At 46.6% G+C, this 11,478-nt stretch carries 9 protein-coding genes; 7 read left to right on the top strand and 2 right to left on the bottom strand.

From position 1 onward, the window contains the following. The first annotated feature begins 44 nt into the window (after nucleotides 1-44). The 3 genes from phoR (at nucleotide 45) to ACUZ8J_RS06615 (ending at nucleotide 4,829) form a co-directional block, all read left to right on the top strand. A complete protein-coding gene (gene phoR / locus ACUZ8J_RS06605; protein ID WP_446693392.1) occupies nucleotides 45-1,343 on the top strand; it encodes a phosphate regulon sensor histidine kinase PhoR in 1,299 nt (432 codons plus the stop codon). Nucleotides 1,344-1,569: 226 nt separating this feature from the next. Then, a complete protein-coding gene (locus ACUZ8J_RS06610; protein WP_011626766.1) occupies nucleotides 1,570-2,541 on the top strand; it encodes a PstS family phosphate ABC transporter substrate-binding protein in 972 nt (323 codons plus the stop codon). A 470-nt stretch (nucleotides 2,542-3,011) separates the two neighbouring features. Then, nucleotides 3,012-4,829: a M1 family metallopeptidase gene (locus ACUZ8J_RS06615; RefSeq protein WP_446693393.1), complete on the top strand. Its 1,818-nt coding sequence runs from the start codon at nucleotides 3,012-3,014 to the stop codon at nucleotides 4,827-4,829. Nucleotides 4,830-5,428: 599 nt separating this feature from the next. On the opposite strand, the gene ACUZ8J_RS06620 is transcribed toward ACUZ8J_RS06615, so the two are convergent. Then, nucleotides 5,429-5,914, bottom strand: a complete 486-nt coding sequence (locus tag ACUZ8J_RS06620) for a glutathione peroxidase (RefSeq protein WP_011626764.1) — start codon at nucleotides 5,912-5,914, stop codon at nucleotides 5,429-5,431. Between the two features lie 147 nt (nucleotides 5,915-6,061). Between ACUZ8J_RS06620 and ACUZ8J_RS06625 the strand changes: the two genes are divergently transcribed. The 3 genes from ACUZ8J_RS06625 to ACUZ8J_RS06635 all read left to right on the top strand — a co-directional run bounded on the left by ACUZ8J_RS06625 (nucleotide 6,062) and on the right by ACUZ8J_RS06635 (nucleotide 8,673). Then, nucleotides 6,062-7,432 carry a magnesium transporter gene (locus ACUZ8J_RS06625; protein ID WP_446693394.1) on the top strand — a complete coding sequence of 457 codons (1,371 nt, stop codon included), beginning with the start codon at nucleotides 6,062-6,064 and terminating at the stop codon, nucleotides 7,430-7,432. Between the two features lie 28 nt (nucleotides 7,433-7,460). Next, the gene (locus ACUZ8J_RS06630; RefSeq protein WP_446693395.1) at nucleotides 7,461-7,970 is read left to right on the top strand and encodes a GNAT family N-acetyltransferase; all 510 of its coding nucleotides are present in this window, start codon (nucleotides 7,461-7,463) and stop codon (nucleotides 7,968-7,970) included. Nucleotides 7,971-8,133: 163 nt separating this feature from the next. Next, the gene (locus ACUZ8J_RS06635; RefSeq protein WP_011626761.1) at nucleotides 8,134-8,673 is read left to right on the top strand and encodes a YfaZ family protein; all 540 of its coding nucleotides are present in this window, start codon (nucleotides 8,134-8,136) and stop codon (nucleotides 8,671-8,673) included. A 57-nt stretch (nucleotides 8,674-8,730) separates the two neighbouring features. Here ACUZ8J_RS06635 and ACUZ8J_RS06640 read toward each other — a convergent pair whose 3' ends face one another. Then, entirely contained in the window at nucleotides 8,731-9,582 is an 852-nt protein-coding gene (locus ACUZ8J_RS06640) for a DMT family transporter (protein ID WP_446693396.1), read from the bottom strand. Between the two features lie 197 nt (nucleotides 9,583-9,779). Between ACUZ8J_RS06640 and ACUZ8J_RS06645 the strand changes: the two genes are divergently transcribed. Next, nucleotides 9,780-11,447, top strand: coding sequence for a diguanylate cyclase (locus ACUZ8J_RS06645; protein ID WP_446693397.1), 1,668 nt, complete (start codon nucleotides 9,780-9,782; stop codon nucleotides 11,445-11,447). Nucleotides 11,448-11,478: the final 31 nt, after the last annotated feature.

Here is an 11,478-nt window from a genome sequence, read left to right on the forward strand (position 1 = left end):
CTATCTTGTGCTCCTCTTATTTAGCCTGATGTCTGGGTTTACTTATGTTCGACTCTTATTCAGGGTACCGGTTGTTTTCGCGCTTAGCGGTGTTCTTACTGCTTTGTTTGCTAATTGGTTTATTGGTAGGGAAACCCCTCTGGATACTTATCATTGGATTGCTAGGACTGGTGTTCTGGCATTACCGTCAGTTAGCTCGTCTCAATTTTTGGTTATGGCGTGATAGAAAATTAACACCTCCCCAGGGCAGTGGCAGTTGGGAAGGGGTGTTTAACGGCATATACCGTTTGCAGGGTAAAAATCGTCGCCGAGTCGGCCAATTAGCCGCATTACTCGGACGTTTTCGCCAAGGCGCCGAGGCCTTGCCCGATGCGGCAGTCGTGCTTGACTCAGAGCACAATATCTTATGGTGTAATAAGTTAGCGCAGCTGATTTTAGGCTTTGTCTGGCCACAGGATAATGGTCAACGGATTGATAACTTGATCCGCCACCCAGATTTTTCTGCCTACCTTAAGGCGGGGAAATATAAAGACCCGTTAGAGTTGGCCTCGCCCGTATCCGATAGAAGACTGCTCGAAATCCGTATTATGGCCTATGGCGATCGGCAGTTATTGCTCATTGCCCGCGATATTACACGGATAAGGCAACTCGAAGGCATGCGTAAAGAATTTGTCGCTAATGTGTCACACGAACTGAAAACCCCGCTCACAGTATTGCAGGGTTATTTAGAGATGATGCAAAGCATGGCGGAACCCGATTCGATGAACGCTAAGCCCTTAGCCTTAATGCAGCAGCAGACGCGGCGCATGCAGTCGATGGTGGAGCAGCTGTTGGTGTTATCGCGCATCGAAGATGCGGTCGATATTAACCTTGAGAATACGGTGAATATGGTTCAGTTGATGGAGGTCTTGAAGGAAGAGGCCAAGGCACTGGCGCAGGACAAGTACGAACTGAGTTTCCATTGCGAGGCGGGACTCAACTCCCATGGCAATGAGTTACAGCTTAGAAGTGCTTGTTCTAATTTGATTTCGAATGCGATTCGCTACACAGAACCTGGCGGGAAAATTACCGTGCAATGGCGCAGTGTGGCAACTGGAGGCCTCTTTAGTGTGACGGATACAGGCGAGGGGATCGCGCCGCAGCATATTAGTCGCTTAACCGAGCGCTTTTATCGCGTCGACAGTGCGCGCTCAAGGCAAACTGGTGGCAGTGGCCTTGGTTTAGCTATTGTGAAACATGCCCTGAGTCACCACCACAGTGAGCTCAATATCAGCAGTGAATTGGGCAAAGGCAGCACCTTTAGCTTTGTTATCCCACACCATTTGATCGTTCGTAAAAAGTAACGGCCGCGAAGACTTAATTTATTTTTATATTTAAAACAGGCCATTAGGGCCTGTTTTGTTTTTATTAGTACTGGGTAATGACCTTTTTTGCAAAAAAATACGAAAAATGTGTTTTGTCATCTAAGTGTCACATCTTGGACATAGAATTGTCATTGTAGCGATTGATACTGGCTGCGTCTGAAGAAACTTAAGTTAGAAATTAGTTAGCTTATTACTGGAGCACATAATGAAACTGAAAAAGCTTGTCGGCGCGATGACCCTCACAGCCGCTGGTGTATTCTCTGCCACTGCAATGGCATCTGTTGATCAATCTCTGCCAACTTACGAGAAAGCAAGTGGTGTATCAGGCAACCTTTCGTCTGTAGGTTCAGATACTTTAGCCAACATGATGACTCTGTGGGCTGAAGAATTTAAACAGATGTATCCTAACGTCAACATCCAAATTCAAGCTGCTGGTTCTTCTACTGCGCCACCAGCGTTAACCGAAGGTACTTCACAATTCGGTCCAATGAGCCGCAAGATGAAGCCTAACGAAGAAGAAGCCTTCGAAAAGCACTACGGTTACAAGCCAACTGCAGTTCGTGTTGCGATTGACGCCTTAGCGGTATTCGTACACAAAGATAACCCAATCAAAGGGTTAACTGTTGAACAAGTTGACGGCATTTTCTCTTCTACTCACAAGTGTGGTAGCAGCGATATCCAACGTTGGGGCGAGTTAGGTCTTGACGGTAACTGGTCAGCAAAAGACGTACAACTGTACGGTCGTAACTCAGTATCTGGTACTTACGGTTACTTCAAAGAGCACGCTCTGTGTAAAGGTGACTTCAAGGCCAACGTAAACGAGCAACCAGGTTCTGCTTCTGTGGTTCAGTCAGTTTCTCAATCACTGAACGCTATCGGTTACTCTGGTATCGGTTACAAAACTGCTGGCGTGAAAGCCGTTGCTATCGCGAAGAAAGGTAACGAGTTTATCGAAGCGACTGCAGAAAACGCTGCTAACGGTACTTACCCATTATCACGTTACTTATATGTCTACGTGAACAAGCAACCAAACAAAGACTTAGCACCAATGGAAAAAGAATTCATCCGTTACGTGCTGTCTAAGCAAGGTCAGCAAGTGGTAGAAAAAGACGGTTATGTGACTCTGCCTAAGAGCGTAGTTGCTAAAGATTTAGAACAGTTAGGCATTCGCCTCTAATTCTTAATCGCTAAACCATTAAGGGTCTCTTCGGAGGCCCTTTTTGTTTTTGGGAAGATTCATTGCTGCTCAAGACTTAAAAAGGGGCATAAAAAAAGCAACCTAATAAGGTTGCTGTAAATTCCAATTCGGAATCCGGGGACGGTCGCGCTAGAAACCATCTAAAGGAGAATGATGATGAACGAAGAAACTCATTGCAAAGATTCGGTTCATAATATCTGACTCAAGGGCGCGAAATTAGTTCAGCAAAAATAGAAAATTTTTGAAAATATTTTTCCTTATAACCTTTATGCATTGAAAAATATGTAAATTTTATTTTTACAACTTCACTCAAGTCGATTCTGGCACGTTATCGACTTCAAGCGTTGTTACAAAATGCGGATGCGGGAAAGGTTTATTCGATTGCGCAGGAGTAAATCAGCGACCGATAATAGGATTAGCTCATTTACCGATAACAGGTCGCTTAACAGATGCCGCCAGAAAACCAACCAGTCCCAATTGAACCCCAAATCAGGGATCACAACCGAGATTACCATTCCTTTGCTAATAGCGACCAAGTACAGGTCACGCACTTATCCCTCGCGCTTAAAGTCGATTTTGCGGCTCGTCGTTTGCAGGGGAAGGCAACGCTGTCGCTGCGCTATCTTGAATCACTGGTTGGCGAGTTATGGCTCGATAGTCGCGACTTACACATTTTATCGGTCACGACTGAGGATGAAACGGCGCTGGCATTTCATCTTGAAGCGGCTGATGAGATTCTCGGGCAAAAATTAGTTATCCAGTTACCCCAAGAACAGTGTGAGCAAGTTTGCATTCGCTACCACACCTCGCCGGAGGCTGAAGGGCTGCAGTGGCTGACGCCTGAACAAACGGCGGGCAAAGCATTACCTTATCTCTTTAGTCAGTCTCAGCCCATTAATGCCCGCAGTTGGATCCCCTTGCAGGATACGCCAAAGGTGCGAATAACCTTCGATGCGCATGTTGAGGTGCCAAAGGGGATGCGTGCCGTGATGAGTGCGATGAATGACCCCGATACGCCGCTCGAGGGGCAATTCCAATTCGAGATGGAAAAGCCCATTCCCACCCATTTGCTGGCTTTAGCGGTGGGCGATTTAGCCTTTCAAGCCATAGGTCCGCGCAGCGGCGTGTATACCGAACCTTGCATGCTAGAGGCCGCGGCTACTGAGTTTGCCGATACCGAGCATATGCTGGATGTGGCGCAATCGCTCTTAGGTCCTTATGCCTGGGGGCGTTATGACATGATCATCTTGCCACCGAGCTTTCCCTTTGGTGGCATGGAAAACCCGCGTCTAGCCTTTTTAACCCCAACCCTGATTGCGGGGGATAAAAGCTTAGTGTCGACGGTCGCCCATGAGTTGGCACACTCGTGGACGGGCAATTTGGTGAGTAATGCCACATGGCGCGATCTCTGGTTGAATGAAGGTTTTACAACCTATTTCACCAATCGAATTGTCGAAGCCGTTTATGGTAAGGAGCAGGCCGAGCTGGAATGGGTCATTGAATTTGGCCGATTAACCGAAGAAATGGCCATGTTACCGCATCACAGGCAAACCCTGCCCGCCAATGTGCAGCAGGCCGATCCTAATTTGGCCTTTAACCGTTTTACCTACGATAAGGCATCGATGTTCGTCCATGAGCTAGAGCATCGCCTCGGCCGCGCCGAATTTGATAAGTTTCTGTTTGCCTATGTGCAGCAATTTGCCTTTAAGGCGATCACCACAGAAGTGTTTGTCGAATATGCGAAAGTCGCTTTAGTCGAAGCCTATCCCGATAAAATTAGCGAAGCTGAGCTGCTGGAATGGATTTATGGCGAAGGGTTACCGCAAGGTTATGTGGGGCCCACATCACGAAGTTTAGATAAGGTCGATAGCGCCTTGGATGACTTCTTACAGGGCAAAGCGGCCAGCGAGCTTAAGGTTAAGGGCTGGCGAGTCCATCATTGGCAATACTTTTTGACCCAATTGCCCGAAGTGGTGTCGCAGGTACAACTGATGGATTTGGACGATACCTTTAAGTTTACCGAGTCTACTAACGCTGAAATTGCCTGCGATTGGTTTAGGGTCGCTATCCGCAATCATTACGACCCCGTGCTGCCCGCCTTAAGTGCGTATTTACAGCGCATTGGCCGCGGTAAGTTTGTCCGCCCACTTTATGCTGAATTGCAGGTTGCGGGTTACCACGCGGAGTTACAACAAATCTATGCCAGTGCGCGGGCGGGGTACCATCCTTCGATTCAAGTGCAACTGGATAGAATGCTGAAGGGGTAAAATACAGATAAAAAAATGGCAACCTAAGGTTGCCATAAAAGAATCAAAGTAGGAGACAAAGGAATGCAGTGCGCTAGCGTGTATTCGATTGTTTCCCAAAAGGGAGATGATGATGAACGACCAACCAATTCGACTCTATGCAATAACTTGAAACTGTTTCATTGAATTAAACGGCGGGTTTTATCCATTTAATCCTTTGCTAAACTTTTCATTTAGCAATCAATTCTGCATCAAAGCGGATTTGTTAATCCTTACATATAGTCAGACTAAGACCTTTTGATAAAGTTCAGTTGGCGGCTAAAAAATTTTAAATTTATTTTTGGGCTTGCTGACATCAGCAAATTGAGTCGCTGGGGAGTAGCTACATTTATTTTACATATAAAACATAGACATAAAAAAAGGCAACCAATTGGTTGCCTAGTGACCTATTCCTAGGTCAAGGGGGCTGCGCTAGAAGCCCCAGGGAGAATGATGAACATGAAAAAGACATTCGCTGTTCAATATCTTTGAGGGGCTTATAGAATTAAAGTTCCATCGAAAATAAAAAATAACTTAAATTTTTTATTTAATAACAAAATTTCAATGGGATAGCGTGCGGATTATTTTAAAAGCGCTTCTATCTTGTCACTAATGGCCTCTGGTTTTGTGGTTGGCGCAAAGCGAGCGACCACTTCGCCCTGACGATTAATTAAGAATTTAGTGAAATTCCACTTAATGCGTTCCGTGCCTAATACGCCTGGCGCCGCTTTTTTGAGGTACTGGTATAAAGGGTGTGTGTGTTCACCGTTTACCTCGATTTTCGAAAACAGTGGAAAGCTCACGCCAAAATTGAGTTCACAAAAACTTTGAATACCTTTCTCGTCGGCTTTTTCTTGGGCGCCAAACTGATTGCATGGGAAGCCTAAAACCACCAATCCCTGCGCTTTATATTTTTGATAGAGCGCTTCTAAGCCCTTGTACTGTGGTGTAAAACCGCACTCACTGGCGGTATTCACAATTAAGATCACTTTGCCTTGATATTGCGCCAGTGCCGTTGGATTGCCTTGAATGTCGTTTGCGCTATGGCTATAGATAGTCGATGTCATCATTACCTCCTTAGGTGTGGTGATTAGCATAAATAATAGCTTGATTGTTATCAATTGATTTGTGCGCAATTTATTTTGCGGGTTTGCTAATCTTCTTCAATATCAATATAGTTACGCTAATTTTTATCTCAGCAGAAGGGCGTTTATGTGACTGAACATGAAGCCGAATACGAAACAAACACACAGGCCGATGTCGGGCAGGTTGTTCAGCAACTCACTGAAGTTGAAGGTGAAGAACAGGCTGAAGTGTTCAGTGAAATCTTAAATGAAGCTGAGCCTGGCACGGTTGCCTTAGTGCTGGAGTCTTTACCCTTAGACGAGCGTTACGAGCGTTGGCAACAGGTTGAGTTTAGTGACCGTGTGACAGTGCTGAGTTTAATGCGCGCCGATCCGCGTATGGGGATCCTAAAGCAGATGCCCGACAATGAGGTGGATCTGCTGTTTGCGCAGCTCAGTCCTGAGGATTTGATTGAGTGGAGTGATTATCTCCCTGAAAGTTTTACCGACCGCGCCTTGGCGCAAATGGGCGAACGTCAGCGGCAGCGCTTCGAGTTGTACGATCAATACTCGGAAAATGAGATTGGTCGTTATACCGATCATCAAATGTTAGTGCTCAGCGATAAGGCGACTGTGGCCCAAGCGCAGCGGTTTTTCAGGCGAATCGAACTCGACTGTAACGACAACTTATTTATCGTCGATGAGGCGGATAAATACCTAGGTACGGTCAAACGTTATGATATTTTCAAGCATGATCCCTCAGAGCCACTGATTTCACTGTTATCGGAAGATAGCCGCGCCTTAACCGCAGATACGACGCTACTCGATGCCGCCGAGGCAATTGAACACAGCCGCGAAATTGAGTTACCGGTTATTGATGAGGCTGGGGAGCTGATTGGCCGTGTCACCCTAAGGGCCGCTACCGCCTTAGTGCGTGAACATTACGAAGCCCAATTAATGGCAACCGCGGGTATGGATGAGTCCGACGACTTATTCGCCCCGATCATCAAAGGTGCGCAGCGCCGCGCCGTATGGTTAGGGATTAACTTACTCACTGCATTTTTGGCCTCGGCAACCATTGGCTTATTTGAGAACGTCTTATCGCAAGTAGTGGCACTTGCGGTGCTGATGCCAATAGTGGCGTCCATGGGCGGGATTGCGGGGAGTCAGTCGCTCACCTTAATGATCCGCGGTATGGCAATGGGGCAGATCTCTGCGGGTAACTTATTCTCGTTAATGAAGAACGAGTTAGGCATTGGCTTAGTCAATGGTACCCTGTGGGCAATTGTGATTGGACTCGTGGCGGGCTGGTGGTTTGCCGACAGCACCATAGGCATAGTGATAGGTTGCGCGATTTTGATCAATATGGCGGTCGCGGCGCTGGCAGGGGTGTTTGTCCCTATGGTGTTGCAGCGTTTTAACCAAGATGCGGCGCTCTCAGGCTCAGTGATTTTAACCACAGTGACCGACGTGGTGGGTTTTTTCACTTTCCTCGGCATGGCGACGATACTGTATCTCTAAGTGGATGTTGGTTGTTTAACTCAATTGTATGAATCAAAACGATATTCAATTTGTCCTTTGCCAAAGCGCAGCCGAATTAGCGGCTGCGGCGGCCTTAATCGATCAACGGGATGACAACGCGCATCCCCTCGACCATCAGGCCTTTGCTCTGTCCCGCGCTGTAATATTGGCGAAAACACTCGAGGGTGAGATGGTTGGCTGCGCGGCGATTAAGGCGGGGTCTGGCCCCGTAGGGGAACTAGGCTATCTGGTGGTCTCGCCTTTGTACCGCCGCCGTGGCATAGCCCAAGGGCTTACCCTTAAGCGGATTGAAGTGGCTAAAGCGCTGGGGATAGCCCTATTATTTGCCACCATTCGAGATGAAAACAACGCCAGCCGAGTGAATTTACTCAAGGCCGGATTTCACTTTTGGCGGAATTATTTAAGTATTAGAGGAACGGGGAATACCGTCGGTTGGTATTACTTAGCCCTCGAAGATGAGCTGGATATCGATGGCATAATGCAATCCCTCGTTGGAGATCGGGTTCCAGCAAGTTAAATGTTTCTAAATTGTTTTCTTTAAGTTTTGCTTGTGTTTTTTACCGGTTTTCGTTTGGTTTCAAATTCAAAAATCTTTTCGACTCTCAGCTAAATATGCAGATTTTCTTTTTTTATTCGGTATGATTCGCGCCATTACCCACAGTCATTATTGAGGTGTTTTTATGGCTAAGTTCAGAGTAGCAAGTGTCTTATTATTGAGTGCAGCCGCGCTGCAGGTGAATGCGTCAGAATTTAATCTTGGGTTAAACAACGATGTGGTTTCTACCGAGTTAGAGCTGCAAGTGAATAAAGATGTCAATGCAGTATTAGGATATATTTATTCAGACGATAGCGGTCATATTGCCCAAGGCGCAATGCACATGACCCATGATGCGGGTGTGCATCATTTTGAAGTTGGCGCTAAGTTAAGCCAGTTATGGGCAGATGATGCGCCAAATGGCAGCACAGTGTCAGTGGGTGGTCGTTATGCCTTGGCGTTAGGGCCAAACATCTCTTTGCATGCCGCTGCTTACTATGCGCCATCGGTATTGTCTTTCGGTAATGTCGATGGTCAATACGAATTGGATTCAAAGGTACAGTACCGTGTGAATCCTAATATGGCGTTCTATGTCGGTTACCGTAAGATTGCCTTCGAATATGATCACGCCCGTGATTTCACCTTCGAAGATGGCGTTTACATCGGCGGTAAGTTCCGCTTCTAATCTCGCCTTATTGAGTGGCCTTAACAGAGGCCACTTCGATGTCAAAGCCGGCCAAGGTTATCTTCGCCGGCTTTTCCATTTGGCTTTCAGTTCGCTGTAGCTTGGCAGGATGGAGGAGAAGATCACCAGTCCTATGCCAATACACACCACAATGCTTAAGTGCTCATCCAAAAACCACCAACCAAACAATGCGGCAAAAATAAGGCCTGTGTATTCCACGGGCGCCATTTGGCTGGCATCGGCACGCCGATAGGCGTGGATGATGAGGTAGGTCATGCCGATATAAAACAGGCCTAAGGTCAAACCAACTTGGGCGACGGGCAGGCTAAAGTCGGCGCCTTCGTACCAGGTTGCCGGTATCAGAAAAACCATGGCAAAGGCATTAGACCAAAAGAGTGTTGAAAAGGGATGCTCATGGGTTGAATATGCCTTCAAAATGAGACTGTTGGTTGCTGAGGTCATCGCTCCCAAAAAGGCTAGACCGATATAGAGGTTAAATTCTGTCGGCTGGCTTATCAGCAAAATCCCTGTAAAACCAATAATCCCCGCGACGGTGCGGCGATAACCAATACGCTCATTTAAAAAGAGGGCGGACATCAGCAACAGTAACAATGGGGAGGTATAAATGACCGCAGTCACAGTCGCCAGCGGTAAGTGCAGCACCGCTAGCATAAAGATGGCATTGCCTAAGCCGATTAACAGTGCTCGGCTCAAGTGCACCTTGTAAAAGGGGCTTAACTTAAGGTTTCCCTGTAGTCGCCAAACAAAGGGTAATACTAAGAGCGTGGCGAATAATTGGCGATACAGCACCAGTTGAAACACGGGGGCATTCGTTTCAAGCAATTTAACCAATAGGTTACCGCTGGCAATCAAAAACTGGGCAGCTAGAATCATCAATAAGGGTGCCATAGGTATCCAAGTTAACGGCTGAAATGGTGGCTAAGCTTTTACGCACTAAGTGAACGACTAAAATATCATCATAAGGTACCCGATTGCCGACTAATTTAGTCTAATCAATTGTAAAAAATAAAATGTAGTCATAAAGTTAACACTCTAAAATGATTTTCTGCCTGGAACTAGACGCTGGTATATAAACCAAGATACCTATGAGCAAAACTAACTTACACAATTTCTGGTGCTTTTTGCTGCTTCTTTGGACATTTAGTCCGTTTGCCTTGAGCGCTGAAATTGCGTTGGATTCCCCCTATTTATTCCACGCCGATGATAAACAACAGCCACCGGCTGATTTTAATCAAGTGACTCAATGGATGAGCCAGCTCGAAGAGGCCAGTTCGGTGAGCCTTGCGGGGGGCGATTATTGGATGGTGTCTCCTGTGATGGTCAACAGTCGCCAAAACCATTGGGTGGTGGATGCCAGTAATTCCATTGTCGAATCCGTCGATTATTGGTTGCTCGGCAGCGATGGTTCAGTGCAGTTTGCCCAGAGTGGTTACTATGCGCCCTATGAGTTTTTATTCGATTATGGCCGTAAAGTTAAGCTCAATATGGGGACGGATTATTGGTTAGTGACTCGGCTGAGTAGCCGATATTTTTCCTCTGCACCTGAGCTCGCTATTGAGTCGGAAGAAGTACACCAACTGACCACGGACCGCATGGCCTTGGCCATAATGATTTGTTTAGGTGGATTGTTTTTTATTGCGCTGTACAATTTGCTGATTTATATATCTATTTTTGATAAAGCCTTTCTATATTACGGCCTGTATGTGTTGACCTATTTTGGTGGTTGGGCCTTGACCTTCCATTTACCAGCGCATCTATTCAACTTTCATCAGCTTGAGTTGCATCATCTGTTTTTTATCAGTTTGCCGATATTTAACATTCTGTTCTACAAACACTTCTTACAGCTTCCCAGCTATTCGCCGCGATTATGGCGCCTTAGCAAGTACCTGTTAATCGCCTGCATTTTAGCCCTGCCAACCAGTGTGTTGTTATTGTCCTATACCGCGATTATTGCCTCAGTACTAATCATGCTGTGGATTGCACTGGCCATTACTTGCGGCAATGTCTGTTTAATGAAAGGTTTTGCGCCTGCCCGTTATTTTATTATGGCTTTTAGCTGCTTATTGCTGCCAGCGTTAATTATTCTTCCGGGCAATATGGGGATCACCCCCGATTTTATCGAACATGCCGAGTTTGCGACGCTGCTGGGCGGCACAGTGGATGCTCTGTTGTTATCCCTCGCCTTAGCGAACAAGCTTAAACTGCTATCCGAGGAACGTAAGGCGCATATCGAAGAGTTAGGAATCGCTTGGGAAAAGGCTAGGCTCGATGGCTTAACCCGAGTGGGTAATCGCTATGCCTTTGATGAGTTTATGAATTCACAATTGGCCTTTGGCAATAAAGTGGTTCAGCCAATGGCTTTGGTGTTACTCAATGTCGACAGCCTTAAAATGGTGAACGATACCTTAGGCCATCAAGAGGGCGACCGTTTACTGCAACACTTAGTACAGGTTTTGCAGGCGACTAATATTGCCCACCTTAAAATTTATCGGATCAGTGGCGATGAGTTTGTGCTGATCCTGCCCGCAAATGGTATGGCAACCTTAACGATCTGCTTGAGGGGGTTAACGACGCAATTTGCTGCTGAGGGGTTAAAGGATTGCCAGTTTAGTTTTGGTTTCGCAATTAATACCCATGTGGCAGAGCCCCACGAGTGGCTTCGCAGCGCCGATAGCAGTTTGTATCAGTCGCGGATGGAAAAGCGCCGTCAGGAATACGCCGATACCCGCGCGGGCGAGATTGTCTCGATTTAGAGTGTCTATTTAAAGGAGCCTCCATTTAATC

Source organism: Shewanella sp. Koi 1 (genome assembly GCF_052907445.1).

What these genes read in the sequence shown, in the direction of transcription:
- ACUZ8J_RS06635 (WP_011626761.1), top strand. Translation starts at nt 8,134, where the DNA reads ATGGCTAAGTTCAGAGTAGCAAGTGTCTTATTATTGAGTGCAGCCGCG.
- ACUZ8J_RS06630 (WP_446693395.1), top strand. Translation starts at nt 7,461, where the DNA reads ATGAATCAAAACGATATTCAATTTGTCCTTTGCCAAAGCGCAGCCGAA.
- ACUZ8J_RS06645 (WP_446693397.1), top strand. Translation starts at nt 9,780, where the DNA reads ATGAGCAAAACTAACTTACACAATTTCTGGTGCTTTTTGCTGCTTCTT.
- phoR (WP_446693392.1), top strand. Translation starts at nt 45, where the DNA reads ATGTTCGACTCTTATTCAGGGTACCGGTTGTTTTCGCGCTTAGCGGTG.
- ACUZ8J_RS06640 (WP_446693396.1), bottom strand. Translation starts at nt 9,582, where the DNA reads ATGGCACCCTTATTGATGATTCTAGCTGCCCAGTTTTTGATTGCCAGC.
- ACUZ8J_RS06615 (WP_446693393.1), top strand. Translation starts at nt 3,012, where the DNA reads ATGCCGCCAGAAAACCAACCAGTCCCAATTGAACCCCAAATCAGGGAT.
- ACUZ8J_RS06610 (WP_011626766.1), top strand. Translation starts at nt 1,570, where the DNA reads ATGAAACTGAAAAAGCTTGTCGGCGCGATGACCCTCACAGCCGCTGGT.
- ACUZ8J_RS06620 (WP_011626764.1), bottom strand. Translation starts at nt 5,914, where the DNA reads ATGACATCGACTATCTATAGCCATAGCGCAAACGACATTCAAGGCAAT.